This window comes from Pseudomonas sp. Seg1 (genome assembly GCF_018326005.1).
Taxonomy (GTDB): domain Bacteria; phylum Pseudomonadota; class Gammaproteobacteria; order Pseudomonadales; family Pseudomonadaceae; genus Aquipseudomonas.
On the sequence record NZ_AP021903.1, the window covers coordinates 2,696,187 to 2,714,062 of the forward strand.

A 17,876-nucleotide genomic window follows, 5' to 3' on the forward strand; every position below is an offset into this window, starting at 1 on the left:
CAAGCCTTCACCAAACCTGAAGGGCCCCAGCGCACCACCTCCGGCACCAAAGCGCTAACACGCCAGGCGCGCCGCTTTATGAGCGGCGCTTCATTGGTGCGGCAGTTATCCAGGATTAGTGGTCCGCTGCCGCACACCGCGGTCAAACCGTCTCCACCAACCAATCCCGAAACGCCTTCAACGACGGCAACGCTTCATTGCGTGGCGGATACACCAGGTAATAGCTGCGCCGGCTGGTGATCGGCTCGCCCAGTTGCAGCAACTCACCGTTGAGCAACTCATCTTCGACCAGAATTCGCGGCACCAGGCCCACGCCAATGTTGGCCCGCACGGCCTGAATCAAATGCGAGGTCATTTCAAAGCTCGGGCCGATGCGCATGCTGCGGTGCGGCAAACCGTGATGGCTGAACCATTCGGCCCACGCCTGAGCATTGCTGCTGACATTGAGCAGCAATTGCCCGGCGATGTGCTGCTCGGCGTCGTTGCGCTCAGCGGCCGACAATTGCGCACTGGCGATCACCACCAGTTCCTCGGTGTGCAAGGGCAGCGATGTCAGCCCTGGCCATTCACCCCCTCCAACGCAAATCGCCGCGTCGATTTCGCTGGTGTCGAAGTCGATGGCTTCGATACGCGAATGCAGGTGCACGGTCATGCCCGGGTGCGCGGTGTAGAAATCCTTGAGGCGCGGCAGCAGCCACTTCGAACCGAAGGTCGGTAATGTCGCCAGGCGCAAACTGTGGATGCCGGAACCGAACGCCATTGCTTGCAGCGTGGCACTGCGGATTTGCCCAAGGGCTTCAGCCAGTTCGCGCTGATACATGCGCCCGACATCTGTCAGCACGACTTTGCGCCCTTCGCGATTGAACAGGCGCATGCCGAGCATCTTTTCGAGAATCTGTACCTGACGGCTGACCGCGCTTTGCGTCAACGACAGTTCGTGGGCGGCGCGGGTGTAACTTTCATGGCGAGCGGCAGCCTCGAAGGCGAGCAGTAACGACATGGAAGGGGTGAGCGTTCGCGGATTCATTCGGAAAAGTCATTAATAATGGGTCGAATTTACGCTTGTCCCAGCGTTCTTCAGCAATGAACATGGGCAACATGAGATGGCGGAGCCTGACGCAATCATTCGTTGCGTACAACTGTTCACCGCCACACGGCCTGATTTTGACCCGAGATGCCCTGACCGATGATTGCCCAGCTGTCGCCCGCTACCGCTCTGACATCCGATTACCAGCAGTTCCTCAAAGCCCTGAAAACCAGTGGTTTTCGCGGCGAGATCAGCGCCGACTACGCCAGCCGCGTGGTGCTGGCCACCGATAATTCGATCTATCAGCGCCTGCCGCAAGCCGCTGTATTTCCCATGGACGCTGACGATGTGGCGCGGGTCGCACGACTGATCGCCGAGCCGGCATTCCAACAAGTGGTGATCACCCCGCGTGGTGGTGGCACCGGCACCAATGGTCAGTCGTTGACCGACGGCATCGTGGTCGACTTGTCGCGGCACATGAATCACATTCTTGAAATCAACGTCGAACAACGCTGGGTGCGCGTGCAGGCCGGGGTGGTCAAGGATCAGCTCAATGCCGCGCTGAAATCCGCCGGATTGTTCTTCGCGCCGGAGCTGTCGACCTCCAACCGCGCCACCGTCGGCGGGATGATCAACACCGACGCCAGTGGCCAGGGCAGTTGCACCTACGGCAAGACCCGCGACCACGTCCTCGAACTCGACATGATTCTGCGTGGTGGTGAACGTCTGCACGGTCAACCGCTGCAAGAAAGTGAACTGCAAACGCTGTGCGCCCGAGAGGATCGGGTCGGTGAAGTCTACCGTTGTGCGCGGCAGATCATTGATGAGCAGGGTGAGCTGATCAAACAGCGTTTCCCGGATTTGAACCGTTGCCTGACCGGTTACGACCTGGCGCACCTGCGCGAGGCGGACAACCGTTTCAACCTCAACAGCGTGCTGTGTGGCGCTGAAGGCTCGCTCGGTTTTGTGGTCGAGGCGAAGTTGAATGTGCTGCCGATTCCCAGGCACACGATGCTGGTCAACATCCGTTACGCCGGCTTCATGGATGCGCTGCGCGATGCCCGTGCCTTGATGGCGCTCAAGCCATTGTCGATCGAAACCGTGGACTCGAAAGTGTTGTTGTTGGCGATGCAGGACATCGTCTGGCACGGCGTTGCCGAGTATTTCCCGGAGAATGCCGAGCGAGCGACGTTGGGCATCAACCTCGTCGAGTTCTGTGGTGATGATCCCGAAGAGCTGCAACGGCGGGTCGAGGCGTTTGTCGAACACCTGAGCAGCGACCTCACCGTTGAACGTTTGGGGCACACGCTGGCGGTCGGTCATGCGGCGGTGAACAAGGTTTATGGCATGCGCAAACGCGCGGTCGGCCTGCTCGGTAACGTCGCCGGGGAAGCACGGCCGCAGCCATTTGTCGAAGACACCGCCGTGCCACCGCAACATCTGGCCGAATACATCGCCGAGCTGCGCGACCTGCTCGACAGCCACGGTCTGCAATACGGCATGTTCGGGCATGTCGACGCCGGCGTGTTGCATGTGCGGCCGATTCTCGACATGAAAGATCCGCAGCAAGCGGCGCTGGTGCGCCCGGTGTCCGATGGCGTTGCTGCATTGACTCAACGTTACGGGGGCCTGCTGTGGGGTGAGCACGGCAAAGGTCTGCGTTCGGAATATGCCCCGGCGTTTTTCGGTGAGCTGTATCCGGCGCTGCAAGCATTGAAATCGGCATTCGACCCGTTCAACCAGTTCAACCCCGGCAAGATCGCCACCCCGGCCAACACGGGCGCGGCGTTGTTGAAAATCGACGAAGTGACCCTGCGTGGCGAACTGGACCGGCAGATCGACGAGAAAGTCTGGCAGGACTACGGCGCCGCCATGCACTGCAACGGCAACGGCGCCTGCTATAACTTCGATCCTGACGACGCGATGTGCCCGTCGTGGAAAGCCACCCGCGAACGCGCGCAATCGCCCAAGGGCCGCGCCTCGTTGATCCGCGAATGGCTGCGCTTGCAGGGCGAGGCAGGCGTCGATGTGTTGTCCGATGCGATCCGCCGGCCGGGGTTTTTCACCACGTTGTGGCAGCGCTGGCGCAACAGTCGTGCGCAGACTGAGGATTTTTCCCATGAGGTTTATGACGCCATGGCCGGGTGCCTGGCGTGCAAATCCTGCGCGGGGCAGTGCCCGGTGAAGGTCAATGTGCCGGAGTTTCGTTCGCGGTTTCTTGAGCTGTATCACACGCGATATCTGCGTCCGGTGCGGGATTACCTGATCGCCTCGCTGGAGTACAGCATCCCGTACATGGCGCGGATTCCGGCGCTGTACAACGGTTTGATGGGCGCGTCCTTTGTCCGCAAGCAGCTGGAGCGTCTTGGCGGCATGGTCGATGTGCCATTGCTCAGCCGCTTCGATTTCCATGCGGCACTGCGTCGCTGGCAAGTGCAGCCGGCGACGCTGGCGACCTTGTCTGCGCTGACCCCGGCGCAGCGTGAGCGCAGTGTTGTGCTGGTGCAGGACGCGTTTACCCGTTACTTCGAAGCACCGCTGCTGGCGGATCTGCTCGAGCTGATCTCGCGCCTCGGTTATCAGGTGTATCTGGCACCGTTCAGCGCCAACGGCAAGCCGCTGCATGTGCAGGGTTTTCTGTCGGCGTTCAATCGTGCGGCGTTGCGCAATGCACGGCAACTGCGTGAGTTGGCCGATATCGGCGTGCCGCTGGTGGGGCTGGACCCGGCGATGACACTGGTCTATCGCCAGGAATACCTGAAAGTGCCGGGCATGGAGCAATGCCCGGAAGTCTCTTTGGTGCAGGAATGGCTGCTCAAAGTGATGCCGCAGCAGACGACTCACAGCAGCGCCGAGACCTTCCGCTTGCTGGCGCATTGCACGGAGAAAACCAACGCACCGGCCGCCACTCGGCAGTGGGAACAAGTGTTCGAGCGCGTGGGCTTGAAACTGGCGACCCAGGCCACCGGTTGCTGCGGCATGTCCGGGACCTACGGCCACGAGGCGCGCAACCGCGAAACTTCGGCGGTGATCTATGAGCAGTCGTGGGCGCGTCAGGTCGATGCGCCGGCGGAGCAGGGCGAGGCACTGGCCACCGGTTATTCGTGCCGCAGCCAGGTCAAGCGCCAGTCGGATCGGGCGTTGCGCCATCCGTTGCAGGTGCTGCTTGAGGGCGTTCGTCGCTGAGCGGCTCGTCGTCCGCGGCGTTGTCCCAGATCAGGCGTGGGTCGAAGCTCATCGCCGAGAGCATGGTAAATACCACCACCATGCCAAAAAACAGGATGCCCGGGCGCGGCTCGATGTCGCCCAGCGCCTGGAATTTCACCAGCGCCGCGACCAGCGCGACCACCAGCACGTCGAGCATCGACCAATAGCCGATCAGCTCGACAAAACGGAACAGCTTCGAGCGCTCCCGGCGCGCCCAGGCACTGTCGCGCTGCACGGTGATCAGCAGCAGCGACAGCGCGACAAATTTGATCCCCGGCACCGCGATGCTGGCGATGAAAATGATCAGCGCGATGTCCCACGCACCTCCTTCCCAGAACTCCAGCACGCCACTCATGATCGTGCTGTCGGCGCCGTTGCCGAGCATCACCGTATTCATCACCGGCAGCAGATTGGCCGGCACATAAAACGCCAGCGCAGCGAACAGATAGGCCCAGGTGCGAGCCAGGGAATTGGTCTTGCGCCGGTGCAACGGCGCATCGCAGCGCGGGCACTCGTGTGGCTCATCACTCATGTCACAGGCCAGCCCGCAGCTGTGGCACAGGCACAGATTGAGTTCACTGGCAGTCGGTGGCCGTTTCATAGGATGTCCCAGAGCTCACGGATATCGCGGCCGGCAATGCGGATCATCATCAGGCTCAGCACGGCCAGCGCGAACAGGCCGATGCCGGGCAAGACATCGAGCAGCCCGGCGAGTTTGAACACCGCCACCATCGCCCCCAGCAGGCACACTTCGAGCATGCTCCACGGGCGCAAGGTTTCCAGCCAGCGCATGCACAACTTGAAGCCGGGGGCGCGTCGCGAAGAGAGGGCATAACCGAGCACCCAGGCCAGCAACACCAATTGAAACGCCGGGGCGATGATGATCGAAATGGCCGCGACCATGGCCATGAACGTGATTGGCCCCTGACTCAGCGCCTGAACCGAATCCCACAGCGTTGCGCTGTTTTTCAGGCCTTTCATACTGATGCTCATCACCGGATAGAAATTGGCGAACAGCCACAATATCGCCGCCGTGAACGTCAGGGCCAGACGTTGCTCGACGGTCAGACCATTGAAGCGCTGGAGCACCCCGCCACAGCGCAGGCACAGGGTCTTCTGATGCTTGGCGAGCACGGCTTTTTCGTACACGCAGTCGCAGTGCTCGCAGATGATCAGGTGTTCGGTGTTGACCATGGACAACGCTCGACGCAGGGACCTGATCACTATAGACGCTGATCCGTCAGAGGCGCGGCGGGAAGTGGCGGGCGAAGTCGATGAACGCCTTGAGCGGAGCCGGGACGTGGCGGCGGCTCGGGTAATACAGGTTCAGGCCGGGGTAGCTGGGGCACCAGTCGGCCAGCACTTGCACCAGACGCCCGGCGCGCAGATGGTCGCTGACCATCTCTTCGAACACATACGCCAGCCCCAACCCTTGCAGTGCCGGGCCGACCATCAGGCTGACGTCGCCGAGGGTCAGCGGGCCGTTGACTTCGATTTCCTCGGCGATGCCGCCCCGTTCGAATTCCCAGCGATACATCGCGCCGCTGGGGAAGCGATGGCGGATGCAGGGCAGGTCATGCAGGTCCTCGGGTTTCTGTGGCGCGGCGTGGCGTTGGAAAAATGCCGGCGAACCAACCACCACCGAGCGCATCGACGGGCCGATCGGCAGCGACACCATGTCTGCCTCCAGGCGATTGCCAAAGCGCACGCCGGCATCAAAGCCGTTGGCGACGATGTCCAGCAGAGCGTCGCTTTCGACGACTTCCAGGCGAATGTCCGCATACGCCTGTAAAAATTCACTGGCAATTGGCAACAGCACCAGTTCGCAGGCTTGGCGCCCGCAGGTGATGCGCAGATTGCCCGAGGGCTTGTCGCGAAAGTGGTTGAGGTCTTCCAGCGCATCGTCGATGTCGCGAAACGCCGGTTTGAGCCGCGCGTACAGGCGCTCGCCGGCCTCGGTCAATGCCACGCTGCGGGTGGTGCGATTGAACAGGCGCACGCCGAGTCTGTTTTCCAGCGCCTTCACCGAATGGCTCAGCGCGGAGGGCGTCAGGCCGAGTTCGATGGCGGCTTTGCTGAAGTTCAACTGCTGCGCCGTGCATAAAAATACCGAGAGATCTGCCGCTGAGGGGGATTTCATCTGTGAATGCCTTTCACAAAGCCATGCGATTTTGCTGGGATTATCACATCAGTAGCACGGCCTTAAAGTCGCATCAACTTTCGAGCAGGGCCGGCACCTCGGCTGAGTCGCAGATCCTGTGGGAGCGGGCTTGCTCGCGAAGAGGGCGTGTCAGTCGACAAATAGTGTGACGGTCGAATGGTCTTCGCGGCAAAGCTGCTCCCACAGCGAAAGCGCTGTGCAGTGTATTCACGCAATGATTTTCTTTTGACAAGGGATTGCCTCATGACTTCTGTAGTTGAACAGCGCGGAGCACGCGACAAGCTGCTGATCCTCGCAGCCGTGTGCCTTTCAGCACTGGTACTTCCTTTGAGTTTTACTGGCGGCGCGGTGGCGACACCGGCCATTGGCCGTGATCTGGGCGGCAGCCCCGCGGCGCTGACCTGGATCACCAATGCGTTCATGTTGTCGTTCGGCAGTCTGCTGATGGCAGCGGGGGCGTTGGCCGATGCATACGGGCGCAAGCGGCTGTTCACGTTCGGGATGTTGCTGTTCACCGCGGCATCGATTGCGCAGAGTCTTGCGCCTTCGGTGTTCTGGCTGGATGTGCTGCGTGCCGTTCAGGGCGTGGCCGGTGCGGCGGCACTGGCCAGTGGTTCGGCATCGCTGGCCCAGGAGTTCGACGGCCATGCCCGCACGCGGGCGTACAGTCTGCTCGGCACCACATTCGGCATTGGCCTGGCGTTTGGGCCTTTACTGGCCGGAGCGCTGATCGAGGCGTTCAGTTGGCGGGCGATTTTTGTCTTCACCGCGCTGGTTGGCGTGATCGCCATGGTCTTCGGCCTGCCACGCATGCATGAAAGCCGCGATCCGGACGCTAAAGGTCTGGATTGGCCGGGCACCGTTCTGTTCAGTTCAATGTTGGCGCTGTTCACGTTTGGTCTGATCCAGGCGCCGGACAGTGGTTGGGGCAGTCCGTGGGTGGTCGGATTGCTCGGTGCTTCGGCATGCTTGCTGGTGGCCTTCGTGATGGTTGAAATGCGCGTCAAGCGGCCGATGCTCGATCTGACCCTGTTCCGCTTCCCGCGCTTCATCGGTGTGCAGGTGCTGCCGATTGGCACCTGTTTTTGCTACATCGTGCTGGTGGTCATGCTGCCACTGCGCTTCATCGGCGTGGAAGGCTTGAGTGAAATAGATGCCGGCCTGCTGTTGCTGGCGTTGTCGGCGCCGATGCTGGTGGTACCGATGCTTGCCGCGTCGATGACGCGGTTTGTCTCGGCAGGCATCTTGTCCGGTGTCGGCTTTCTGATGGCTGCCTTAGGCCTGCACTGGCTGAGCCTGTACAACGTTGGCGAGCCGAAATTCGCGCTTATCGTGCCGATGGTGTTGATCGGAATTGGCGCCGGGTTGCCGTGGGGCCTGATGGATGGTTTATCGGTCAGCGTGGTGCCGAAAGAGCGCGCCGGCATGGCGGCGGGGATCTTCAACACCGTGCGAGTGGCGGGAGAGGGGATTGCCTTGGCGGTTGTGGCGGCGATCCTGGCTTCACTGCTGCACACCGATCTGTCGAATGCGCTGGCGGGCGATGCCGATTCGGCACTGATTGCCGAAACGGCGCATCGTGTCACCACCGGCGACATGGCCCATGCGATCAACACCGTGCCGGGGCTGGCCAACGAGCGACTGGTGCAAGGTTACGCCTCGGCGTTCCAGTATCTGCTGCACATCCTGACGGTGATCACGTTGCTGTCGGCGGCGGTGGTGTTGGGGTTGTTGAGCAGGGATCGCAACGTCACGGCGACGCAAAAGGCACCGGCATAACACCATCCCTGTGGGAGTGGGTGTACTGAAATTCAGGGCCACGGCAAATCCCTGTGGGAGCGGGCTTGCCCGCGAAGGCGTCGGCCCGGGCAACATCGATTTTGCCTGACCCACTGCCATCGCTGGCAAGCCAGCTCCCAAAGGTTTCACGGGTGTACTCAAAATCCAGAGCCACCGCATATTCCTGTGGGAGCGGGCTTGCCCGCGAAGGCGTCGGCCCAGCCAACATCGATTTCGCCTGACCCACCGCCATCGCTGGCAAGCCAGCTCCCACAAGTTTCACGGGTGTACTCAAAATCCAGAGCCACCGCAGATTCCTGTGGGAGCGGGCTTGCCCGCGAAGGCGTCGGCCCGGGCAACATCGATTCTGCCTGACCCACCGTCATCGCTGGCAAGCCAGCTCCCACAAGTTTCACGGGTGTACTCAAAATCCAGGGCCACCGCAGATTCCTGTGGGAGCGGGCTTGCCCGCGAAGGCGTCGTCCCGGCCAACATCGATTCGCCTGACCCACCGTCATCGCTGGCAAGCCAGCTCCCACAAGTTTCACGGGTGTACTCAAAATCCAGGGCCACGGCAAATCCCTGTGGGAGCGGGCTTGCCCGCGAAGGCGTCGGCCCGGGCAACATCGATTTCGCCTGACCCACCGCCATCGCTGGCAAGCCAGCTCCCACAGATTTCACGGGTGTACTGAAATTCAGGGCCACGGCAAATCCCTGTGGGAGCGGGCTTGCCCGCGAAGGCGCCGGCCCGGGCAACATCGATTTTGCCTGACCCCCTGCCATCGCTGGCAAGCCAGCTCCCAAAGGTTTCACGGGTGTACTCAAAATCCAGGGCCACGGTAAATCCCTGTGGGAGCGGGCTTGCCCGCGAAGGCGTCGGCCCGGGCAACATCGATTTTGCCTGACCCACTGCCATCGCTGGCAAGCCAGCTCCCACAGGGTTTACGGGTGTACTGAGATCCAAGGGCCACGCAGCTTCCACAGGTTTCGGTGTCGCTTTTACTTGCGATCCAGCCACACCGTTTGCGCGTTGCAGAACTCGCGCACGCCGAAGTGCGACAACTCACGGCCGAAGCCGCTTTTCTTCACGCCACCAAAGGTCACGCGTGGGTCGCTGGCGGAGTAGCCGTTGATGAACACGCCGCCGGTTTCCAGTTCGCTGGTCAGTTGCTGGGCCAGTTGCACATTGGCGGTGTAGATCGTCGCGGTCAGGCCGAAATCACTGTCGTTGGCCAAAGTGACGGCATGCGCACAATCCCGGGCGGTGATGATCGAAGCGACCGGGCCGAACAGTTCCTGTTTGAACGAAGTCATGCGATCGGTGACGTCGGCCAGCACAGTCGGTTCGTAGTAGTTGCCTGCACCTGCGGATTTACCGCCACCGAGCAACAGCGTTGCGCCTTCTTCGAGGGTGTCGCGCACTTGCTGATCGAGTTCGTCACGCAGATCGAAGCGCGCCATCGGCCCGATGTAAGTCTCGGCGGACAGTGGATCGCCGACCTTCAGCTTGCGCGTCGCTTCGACGAATTTGCGGGTAAATTCCTCGACCACGCCTTCTTCGATGATCAGACGCTTGGCTGCCGCGCAGACCTGGCCGGAATTCTGGTAGCGACCGATCACGGCCGCCTTAACGGCTTCGTCGAGGTCAGCGTCATTCAACACGATGAATGGATCGGAACCGCCCAGTTCCAGTACGCATTTCTTCAGTGCAGCGCCGGCCTGCGCGCCGATTGCCATGCCGGCACGCACGCTGCCGGTCAGAGTCACGGCGGCGATACGCGGATCGGCGATGGCTGTCGAAACGCCTTCAGGCGTGACATTGATCACCTCAAATACACCGGCGGAAAATCCGGCGCGGGTAAACGCATCGCGCAGCAGATAAGCGCTGCCCATCACGTTCGGCGCATGCTTGAGCACGTAGGTGTTGCCAGCGATCAGCGCGGGCACCGCACCGCGCAGCACTTGCCAGATCGGGAAGTTCCACGGCATCACCGCGAGGATCGGGCCAAGCGGACGGTATTCGATACGCGCCTTGCCACCTTCGACTTGCGTCGGCTCGGCGTCGAGCATCGCCGGGCCGTGTTCGGCGTACCATTCGCAGAGCTTGGCGCATTTTTCGATTTCGCCACGGGCCTGGGCGATGGGTTTGCCCATTTCCAGGGTGATCATGGTGGCCATTTCTTCGGCGGTTTCACGCAGGGCGCCGGCCAGCGCAGTCAGTGCGCGGGAGCGGTCTTGCAGCGGCTTGCGTTTCCATTTGCCAAAGCCGAACGCGGCGCGGGTCAGGGCGGCGTCGAGGGCTTCGGCGGATTCAAAGGCGTAGGCGCCGATTTGCTCGCCGGTGGCGGGGTTGATCGAGATGGCGTGGGTCTGGCTGGAAATCTGGCTCATGGCGTCGTCCTGCGTGTTCAGTGGATGGGCCTAGAGTAGGGTGGCGTTTGTTTTCTGGAAACTGAATAATAAAGATCGTTTCTTTCACGATTGGAGAATGACTGTGGATCTGGTGCAGCTGGAAATCTTCAAGGCCGTGGCCGAGCACGGCAGCATCAGCGCGGCGGCGGCGCAGATCCATCGCGTGCCGTCGAACCTGACCACGCGGATCAAGCAGCTGGAGCAGGATCTGGGTGTCGATCTGTTTATTCGCGAGAAAAGCCGTTTGCGCCTGTCACCGGCCGGATGGAGTTTTCTCGAATACGCGCGGCGCATCCTCGATCTGGTTCAGGAAGCCCGGGCCACCGTCGCGGGCGAAGAACCGCAGGGTGCCTTTCCCCTCGGTTCGCTGGAAAGCACGGCGGCGGTGCGCATTCCCGAACTGCTGGCGGCGTACAACCAACTGCATCCGAAAGTCGATCTCGATCTGTCCACCGGGCCGTCCGGAACGATGATCGACGGCGTGCTTTCCGGGCGTCTGGCGGCGGCATTTGTCGACGGTCCGGTGCTGCACCCGACGCTGGAAGGCGTGCCGGCATTCGAAGAAGAAATGGTCGTGATCGCGCCGCTCAATCACCCGCCGGTGCGGCGCGCGGCGGATGTCAACGGCGAAAATATTTACGCCTTTCGCTCCAACTGCTCGTACCGCCATCACTTCGAAAAATGGTTCAGCACCGACGCCGCCGTGCCCGGCAAGATCTTCGAAATGGAGTCCTACCACGGCATGCTCGCCTGCGTCAGCGCGGGCGCTGGTCTGGCGTTGATGCCACGCAAGATGCTGCAGAGCATGCCCGGCAGCGCGACGGTGAGCGTCTGGCCGCTGGCGGCGGATTTTCGCTATCTGACCACTTGGCTGGTGTGGCGGCGGGGCACGGTGTCGCGCAGTTTGAGCATGTTCGTGCGCTTGCTGGAGGAGCGCGGTGTCGTGCGGGCTGAAGAGTAACTGACACGTTGTGTCATGGCCGTAGCGTTCTTGGCCAGTCCTGAAACGGCTGTAAACCTTATTCAGGACCGGACATATCAAACAGCGCTGTGTGCCCCATCGACATTGCGCGGTAGATTCAGCGGATTGCCTTCGCGCAACACCTCGGGCAGCAACGCATCGGGAAACCCCTGGTAAGCCACCGGCCGCAAAAAACGCTCGATCGAAGTCATGCCGACCGAAGTAAACCGGCTGTCGGAGGTGGCCGGGAATGGCCCGCCATGGACAGTGGCGTAGGTCACTTCCTGCGGATGAGCGAAGGCGTTAACCACGATGCGCCCGGTGCGGCGTTCCAGAATCGGCAGCAGGCGCCGGGCCAATCCCAGATCGCGATCTTCAAGATGCATCGCCGCGCTGAGCTGTCCTTTGAACGAGCGGGCGACCGCCAGCAGTTGCGCTTCATCATCGACTGAAACCAGCAGCGCCGACGGGCCGAACACTTCGTGGGCCAGCGCTGGTTCGTTGAGCAAACGTTGCCCGTCGACTTCCAGCAATGCCGCGCGACCGTCCAACGTTGCATCGGGTGGCGTGCCCACGGCGATCAGGTCAGCCCCGGCACTTTCCATCGCCACCAGTCCTTTCACGTAGGCACCATGAATGCCCGGTGTCAGCATCGTGCGCGCCGGTGCCTCGCTGACCCGTTTGCGCAGGGCGCTGCGCAGCGTTTCAAACCCGGCGCCTTTGATGGCGATCAGAATCGACGGGCACAAACAGGCCTGGCCGACGTTGACCAGCATCCGTTCGATAAAGCCGTCACCGATCTCTGCGCCGCGAACGGCCAGGGCTTCGGGAAGGATGAACGTCGGGTTGACGCTGGTCATCTCGGTGAACACCGGTATCGGATCAGGGCGCAGTTGCGCGCGACGATAGAGGGCCATGCCACCCTGCTCGGAGCCGGTGAATGTCACCGCTTTGATCAACGGGTGATCCACCAGCGCCTCGCCAATGGCATTGCCGCCGCCGCGCACCATCGAGAACACACCTTCGTGCAGACCATGGGCCTGCACGGCATTGCGAATGGCGCGTGCCTGGATTTCCGATGCGCCGGGGTGCGCGTTGTGTGCCTTGAGAATCACTGTCGCGCCGGCGGCCAGTGCCGACGCGGTATCGCCACCCGCCACCGAATAAGAGATGGGGAAATTGCTCGCACCAAAAATCGCCACCGGGCCGAGGGCGATTTTTTGCAGGCGATGATCCATGCGCGGGCGCGGCTGACGTTCGGGTTGCGCAGGGTCGATCGCCAATTGCAGGAAGCGACCCTTGCGCACCACGTCGGCGAACTGGCGGAACTGGGTGGCGGCCCTTGCGGCTTCGCCTTCGAACTGAGCGTGCGGCAGACCGGTTTCCAGTGCCGTGCGCGCCGCCAGCTCAGGACGAACGGCGTCGAGGTTGTCGGCAATGGTTTCTAGAAATGCCGCGCGCTCGACCAGTGAGGTGTGGCTGTAGCTGTCGAATGCTGCATCGGCAAGCGTCGCGGCCTGATCGACTTGCGCGGGTCCACCGAAGGCAAATTCGGGCTCGATCAATTGGTTTGTTGCCGGATTCAACGCTTTCATCGTGCCTTCGCTGGCGGGCACATCAGCCGCGCCGATCAGCAGGTGGCCGCTCGGTCTCATTTCGCTTCACCCTGTGGTTTGAGGTTGGCGATCAGTTCGTCGGTGCTGGCGATGACATGGGCAAAGGTCGGACCATTGAGTTCGTGGGCGGCGTGCATCATCTCTGGCTTGAACGCGGCGGTCGCGTCGCGCACCAGGGTCACGTGGTAACCCAGTTCTGAGGCGTAACGCGCAGTGGCCTCGATACAGGTGTTGGCCAGCAGGCCGACGATGATCACGTGGGTGATGCCTTTCTGCTTCAGGCGAAAATCCAGATCGGTATTGGCAAAGCCACTGGAGCCCCAGTGTTCCTGCACCACGATGTCGCCGTCCTTCGGCGCGAAATCCGGGTGCCACTCGCCGCCCCATTCGCCACGGGCAAAATGGTGCATGTGCATGATCTTGCATTGCGTGGGCGTCGGGTGCTGCCAGTTTTCGTAGTCGCCTTTCTCCCAGCGGTGATGGGGTACGATGACCACCGGAATTTCCAGCGCACGCACGGCGCGGTCGAGTTTGCGCAGGTTGTCGAGCAGGCCGTTGTCCTCGGCCATCGGTTTGATCAGCGGGAAGATCTTGCCGCCGTCCGAGAGGAAATCGTTGTACGGATCGACCAGCAGGTAAGCGGTTCTGTCCAGCGGATAGAGAGAGTTCGACATGACTGTTTGCTCCGGCAATGGGATTGATCGGTGCGCAGGGCTTGTCCCGGCATCTCGTAGATATGATAATCATAGTAACTGTAAAAGAGGCAAGCCCCGATGTCAGTAAACGATAGTCCTGCCGCGCAGACGCTGTGCCCGATTGCCCGGGCCGAGGCGATCGTCGGTGACCGCTGGACGGTGCTGGTTCTGCGCGAGTTGTTCATGGGCAATCATCGCTATGACGAGATCCAGGCGCAGACCGGCGGCACGCCGCAAATGGTCGCCGCTCGTCTGAAATGCCTGGAGGCGGACGGGCTGGTCGAGCGTCGCTTGTACAACGAGCGGCCGAAACGCTACGAGTACCACCTCACCGCGAAAGGCGAGGCGTTCTACCCGGTGGTCATTGCTTTGCGTAAGTGGGGCGAAACCTGGTGCAAGGCACCGGAGGAGGGGCTGGCGGTGAACATGACCCACAAGCTCTGCAATCACAGCGCCGGTCTGGGCCCGCTGTGCGATCACTGTGGCGAGCCGTTGCGCCGTGAGGATTTGATCAGCCAACCGAGAGAAGCCTACGCCGCCGAACGGCAGGCGCGGCGTGAGGCGTTCAAAGCGAAATAGTGTGCGTCATGGCGTGCCGTTGCGCCCGTGCAGTCGATAGCCGGGCCGTTGAGTCAGGCGTTCGTAGTAGGCGCTCACCGCTGGAAAATCAGGGTGATTCAGCGGCGTCTCAAACCAGCGATTGACCGACAGCCCGATAGGAATATCAGCGAGCGAAAACTGTTCGCCGCTGATGTAGGCGCCGGTTTTCTCCAGCTGTCGGTCGAGGATTTTCATGGTGTTGGACCACTGCTCGATACCGTTGGCCAATGCCGCGCGATCCTGATGGCCCGGCGACTTGCGCACCAGCGACAAAAACGCATATGACCACGAGCGATTCAGCTCCGACGCCTGCCAGTCGATCCACTGATCGACCCGCGCTCGGCCTTGCGCGTCAGTCGGGTAAAGGTGCGTGCCGTCATAGCGCGCCACCAGATAACGGATGATCGAATTGGATTCCCACAAAGTGAAATCACCGTCCTGAACCACCGGCACCATGGCGCACGGATTCAATGCGAGAAACTCCGGTGTATCGGTCGGTTTGAACCCGGAACCCCAGTCCTCACGTTCGAACGGAATCTGCAATTCGGCGCAGGTCCACAGCACTTTGCGCACGTTGATCGATGAAGCTTTACCCAGGATTCGCAGCATTGGAGTTCCCTTTCCGGTAGTCGTCGGTCGCAAACAAATACCACAGGACAATGCAAAAGGCCCGCACATGGCGGGCCTTCCTGGGGCATCGAAGCGATTTCAGAGACTGCTCGCCAGGTTGCCACTGGTCATCCGCCGACGGTAAGCGCTGTCACGATTGGCCAGCCAGAAATACAGCGGCGACGTCACCAGCAACCCCACCAGCCACGACAGGTCTGCGCCGTTGATGTGCGCGGACACCGGGCCGACGTACAGCGGCGTGTTCATGAACGGAATCTGCACGGCGATGCCGATCGCGTAGGCCAGCAAGGCCTGCGGGTTGTAACGCCCGTAGATGCCGCCGTCGACCTGGAAGATCGACTGGATGTCGTACTTGCCCTTGTGGATCGCGTAGAAGTCGATCAGGTTGATTGCCGTCCACGGCACCAATACCACCAGCAGCACCAGCACCATGTCGACGAAGTGACCGATGAAGTCCTTTGAGGCGCCCACGGCGGCAAAGCAGCAGCCCAGCAACACGATGATCGAGATCACCGCACGGCTCTTGGCGGTCGGAATCCAGCGATAGGCGAAGGTCTGCACCAGGGTGATCAGCGACAGCACTGCGCCATACAGGTTGAGGGCGTTGTGGCTGATCACGCTGAGCAGAAACAGCACCAGCATCAGCGGGCCGATGGAGCCGGTGGCGAGTTTGACCGCATCCATGGTGTCCATGCCCACCGGCGTCGCCAGCACGGCAACGGCGCCGAAGATGAACGCCAGACTTGAACCCAGCGCCGAGCCCAGATAGGTGGTCCAGAACGTCGACGACACCTTTACATCGGCCGGCAGATAACGCGAGTAGTCGGAAACATAAGGCGCAAACGCGATCTGCCACAACGCCGCCAGCGACACGGTGGCCAGCCAGCCGGAGAGGTTGAAGCTGCCCCGGGTGAGGAAATCATCGGTCTGGATGTGCGTGAAGATGTAGCCGAAACCGACGACGATGCCGATCCCCAGCACCCAAGTACCGATGCGGTTGAGCACGTGGATGAAGCGGTAGCCGATGATGCCGATGATCCCCGAACCGAAGGCGCCGATGACGATGCCGACCGGCACCGGAACGCTGTCGACCACGCCATGCAGCGACTTGCCTGCGAGCACGATGTTGGAAGCGAAGAAGCCGATGTACATGACGCCGGCAATCAGCACCACCAGCAGAGCACCGAGGGAGCCGAACTGGGCGCGGCTCTGGATCATCTGCGGAATGCCCATCTGCGGGCCTTGCGCCGAGTGCAATGCCATCAGCACACCGCCGACCAGATGACCGACCAGAATGGCGACGATGCCCCACACCAGATTCAAGTGAAACAACTGCACGCCCAATGCACCGGTGACGATGGGCAACGGCGCGATGTTGCCGCCGAACCAGAGCGTGAACAGATCCCTGACCTTTCCGTGGCGATCTTCGGGGGGCACGTATCCTATCGTGTGTTTTTCAATGAGCGGTGCGGACGTTGTTGCAGAGGTGGACATGACGAACTCCAAGGCAAGGATGAGTACGTGGACGTACTTCGGTAAGCGCCGACACGGACGGCGCATTTCTTGTTGAAGCGATCATGTGCAAAGGTTCGGGAGAGATAAATTAGTAAGTTTGTTGCTATAGACCTTAAAAAAAGTATGCCGCGCGTGGCGGGGCTGTCCGGTATGTTCAGTCTTCACTCTTATCTGAATTTGCACAGTCCTGTGGCGAGGGGATTTATCCCCGATGGGCTGCGCAGCGGCCCTTGGTTTTAGAGTCAAAAGTGTGGCCGCTGCGCGACCCATCGGGGATAAATCCCCTCGCCACAGATGAGTCCTTTTGCCACAAAAGTGATGTCAGGCTGATCCACCGGAGGTTCCATGGCCGCCTACAACCTGCGCCAGCTCAAATATTTCGTCACCACCGCCGATTGCGGCAGCGTTGCCGAGGCCTCGCGTAAGCTCTATATCGCCCAGCCGTCGGTGTCGACCGCCATCAAGCATCTGGAAGAAAGCTTTGGCGTGCAGCTGTTCATTCGTCATCACGCCCAGGGCGTTTCCCTGACGCCGAGTGGTTCGCGGTTTTATCGCAAGGCTATGGAACTGTTGCGGGTGGCCCACGAGTTCGAGCAGAACGCCCTCGCCGATAACGACGTGGTGTCCGGCCAGATCGATATCGGCTGTTTCGAAACGGTTGCGCCGCTGTACCTGCCACGGCTGATCGCCGGCTTCAAGGAACGCTGGCCGGGGGTGGAAATCCGCATTCGCGACGGTGAGCAACAGGAGTTGGTACAGGCGCTGACCGCCGGCAGTATCGACATGGCCATGCTGTTCGAACACGACCTCGACAGCACCATCGAAACCACGCCACTGATGCCGCCCCAACAGCCGTACGCCTTGCTGCCGGCCAATCACCGCTTTGCCCAGCAGGCGAAAGTCTCGCTGCATGAGCTGGTGCTGGAACCGATGATTCTGCTCGACGTGGTGCCGAGCCGGACCTACTTCGTGAGCATCTTTGAAGAGCGCGGCTTGACCCCGCACATTGTGTTCAGCTCACCGTCGATTGAAATGGTGCGGGGCATGGTCGGCAGTGGCTTCGGCTTTTCGATTCTGGTGACCAAACCGTTCAGCGATTACACCTACGATGGCCAGAAAGTCGTGTGCGTGCCGCTGGCAGAAAGCGTCACCGGTTCGGGATTGTCGGCCGCGTGGCTGCGACGTGTGCAACTGACCAAACCGGTGCAGTTGTTTGTCGATCATTGTCGGGAGGAGTTGGCTCGGCTGTACCCCTGAGTAGCGCCGAGCCGGT

General features: G+C 61.3%; 14 protein-coding genes. 5 read left to right on the forward strand and 9 right to left on the reverse strand.

The genetic code is table 11. The features are described 5' to 3' along the window. Positions 1 to 142 precede the first annotated feature (142 nt). Positions 143 to 1,027, reverse strand: coding sequence for a LysR substrate-binding domain-containing protein (locus KI231_RS12050; RefSeq protein ID WP_213028363.1), 885 nt, complete (start codon positions 1,025 to 1,027; stop codon positions 143 to 145). Positions 1,028 to 1,186: 159 nt separating this feature from the next. Here KI231_RS12050 and ydiJ point away from each other — a divergent pair, with 159 nt between their 5' ends. Continuing rightward, the gene (gene ydiJ / locus KI231_RS12055; protein WP_213028364.1) at positions 1,187 to 4,213 is read left to right on the forward strand and encodes a D-2-hydroxyglutarate dehydrogenase YdiJ; all 3,027 of its coding nucleotides are present in this window, start codon (positions 1,187 to 1,189) and stop codon (positions 4,211 to 4,213) included. On the opposite strand, the gene KI231_RS12060 is transcribed toward ydiJ, so the two are convergent. From KI231_RS12060 to KI231_RS12070, 3 genes are read right to left on the reverse strand one after another with little or no spacing between them, the layout of a single operon-like run. Continuing rightward, complete coding sequence (locus tag KI231_RS12060) at positions 4,146 to 4,835, reverse strand: paraquat-inducible protein A (RefSeq protein ID WP_213028365.1); 690 nt, start codon at positions 4,833 to 4,835, stop codon at positions 4,146 to 4,148. The genes ydiJ and KI231_RS12060 overlap by 68 nt on opposite strands. Next, complete coding sequence (locus tag KI231_RS12065) at positions 4,832 to 5,428, reverse strand: paraquat-inducible protein A (protein ID WP_213028774.1); 597 nt, start codon at positions 5,426 to 5,428, stop codon at positions 4,832 to 4,834. Before KI231_RS12065 ends, KI231_RS12060 begins: the two co-directional genes overlap by 4 nt. A 46-nt stretch (positions 5,429 to 5,474) precedes the next feature. Then, positions 5,475 to 6,374 (reverse strand): LysR family transcriptional regulator, encoded by a 900-nt coding sequence (locus KI231_RS12070; RefSeq protein ID WP_213028366.1) that lies wholly within the window; start codon positions 6,372 to 6,374, stop codon positions 5,475 to 5,477. 264 nt (positions 6,375 to 6,638) lie between these two features. Here KI231_RS12070 and KI231_RS12075 point away from each other — a divergent pair, with 264 nt between their 5' ends. Then, positions 6,639 to 8,174, forward strand: a complete 1,536-nt coding sequence (locus tag KI231_RS12075) for an MFS transporter (protein ID WP_213028367.1) — start codon at positions 6,639 to 6,641, stop codon at positions 8,172 to 8,174. A gap of 999 nt (positions 8,175 to 9,173) precedes the next feature. Here KI231_RS12075 and KI231_RS12080 read toward each other — a convergent pair. Next, a complete protein-coding gene (locus tag KI231_RS12080; protein ID WP_213028368.1) occupies positions 9,174 to 10,565 on the reverse strand; it encodes an aldehyde dehydrogenase family protein in 1,392 nt (463 codons plus the stop codon). A gap of 103 nt (positions 10,566 to 10,668) precedes the next feature. Between KI231_RS12080 and ptrR the strand changes: the two genes are divergently transcribed. Then, complete coding sequence (gene ptrR / locus KI231_RS12085) at positions 10,669 to 11,547, forward strand: putrescine utilization regulator PtrR (protein ID WP_103303458.1); 879 nt, start codon at positions 10,669 to 10,671, stop codon at positions 11,545 to 11,547. A gap of 77 nt (positions 11,548 to 11,624) precedes the next feature. Here ptrR and KI231_RS12090 read toward each other — a convergent pair whose 3' ends face one another. Further along, a complete protein-coding gene (locus tag KI231_RS12090; protein WP_213028369.1) occupies positions 11,625 to 13,202 on the reverse strand; it encodes an aldehyde dehydrogenase (NADP(+)) in 1,578 nt (525 codons plus the stop codon). Next, complete coding sequence (locus KI231_RS12095; protein ID WP_103303460.1) at positions 13,199 to 13,837, reverse strand: cysteine hydrolase family protein; 639 nt, start codon at positions 13,835 to 13,837, stop codon at positions 13,199 to 13,201. Before KI231_RS12095 ends, KI231_RS12090 begins: the two co-directional genes overlap by 4 nt. 99 nt (positions 13,838 to 13,936) lie before the next feature. Here KI231_RS12095 and KI231_RS12100 point away from each other — a divergent pair, with 99 nt between their 5' ends. Continuing rightward, entirely contained in the window at positions 13,937 to 14,437 is a 501-nt protein-coding gene (locus tag KI231_RS12100) for a winged helix-turn-helix transcriptional regulator (RefSeq protein WP_213028370.1), read from the forward strand. A gap of 6 nt (positions 14,438 to 14,443) precedes the next feature. Here the strand turns inward: KI231_RS12100 and KI231_RS12105 are convergent, their stop codons facing one another. Beyond that, positions 14,444 to 15,067, reverse strand: a complete 624-nt coding sequence (locus KI231_RS12105; protein ID WP_213028371.1) for a glutathione S-transferase family protein — start codon at positions 15,065 to 15,067, stop codon at positions 14,444 to 14,446. Positions 15,068 to 15,166: 99 nt separating this feature from the next. Continuing rightward, on the reverse strand, positions 15,167 to 16,582 hold the full coding sequence (locus KI231_RS12110; protein WP_213028372.1) for a purine-cytosine permease family protein: 1,416 nt from the start codon (positions 16,580 to 16,582) through the stop codon (positions 15,167 to 15,169). A gap of 366 nt (positions 16,583 to 16,948) precedes the next feature. Between KI231_RS12110 and KI231_RS12115 the strand changes: the two genes are divergently transcribed. Continuing rightward, positions 16,949 to 17,860, forward strand: a complete 912-nt coding sequence (locus KI231_RS12115; protein WP_103303464.1) for a LysR family transcriptional regulator — start codon at positions 16,949 to 16,951, stop codon at positions 17,858 to 17,860. Positions 17,861 to 17,876 lie beyond the last annotated feature (16 nt).

Bases quoted from the DNA above. Each gene is read 5' to 3' on its own strand.
- KI231_RS12050 (WP_213028363.1), bottom strand. From the start codon at position 1,027: ATGAATCCGCGAACGCTCACCCCTTCCATGTCGTTACTGCTCGCCTTC.
- ydiJ (WP_213028364.1), top strand. From the start codon at position 1,187: ATGATTGCCCAGCTGTCGCCCGCTACCGCTCTGACATCCGATTACCAG.
- KI231_RS12060 (WP_213028365.1), bottom strand. From the start codon at position 4,835: ATGAAACGGCCACCGACTGCCAGTGAACTCAATCTGTGCCTGTGCCAC.
- KI231_RS12065 (WP_213028774.1), bottom strand. From the start codon at position 5,428: ATGGTCAACACCGAACACCTGATCATCTGCGAGCACTGCGACTGCGTG.
- KI231_RS12070 (WP_213028366.1), bottom strand. From the start codon at position 6,374: ATGAAATCCCCCTCAGCGGCAGATCTCTCGGTATTTTTATGCACGGCG.
- KI231_RS12075 (WP_213028367.1), top strand. From the start codon at position 6,639: ATGACTTCTGTAGTTGAACAGCGCGGAGCACGCGACAAGCTGCTGATC.
- KI231_RS12080 (WP_213028368.1), bottom strand. From the start codon at position 10,565: ATGAGCCAGATTTCCAGCCAGACCCACGCCATCTCGATCAACCCCGCC.
- KI231_RS12090 (WP_213028369.1), bottom strand. From the start codon at position 13,202: ATGAGACCGAGCGGCCACCTGCTGATCGGCGCGGCTGATGTGCCCGCC.
- KI231_RS12095 (WP_103303460.1), bottom strand. From the start codon at position 13,837: ATGTCGAACTCTCTCTATCCGCTGGACAGAACCGCTTACCTGCTGGTC.
- KI231_RS12100 (WP_213028370.1), top strand. From the start codon at position 13,937: ATGTCAGTAAACGATAGTCCTGCCGCGCAGACGCTGTGCCCGATTGCC.
- KI231_RS12105 (WP_213028371.1), bottom strand. From the start codon at position 15,067: ATGCTGCGAATCCTGGGTAAAGCTTCATCGATCAACGTGCGCAAAGTG.
- KI231_RS12110 (WP_213028372.1), bottom strand. From the start codon at position 16,582: ATGTCCACCTCTGCAACAACGTCCGCACCGCTCATTGAAAAACACACG.
- KI231_RS12115 (WP_103303464.1), top strand. From the start codon at position 16,949: ATGGCCGCCTACAACCTGCGCCAGCTCAAATATTTCGTCACCACCGCC.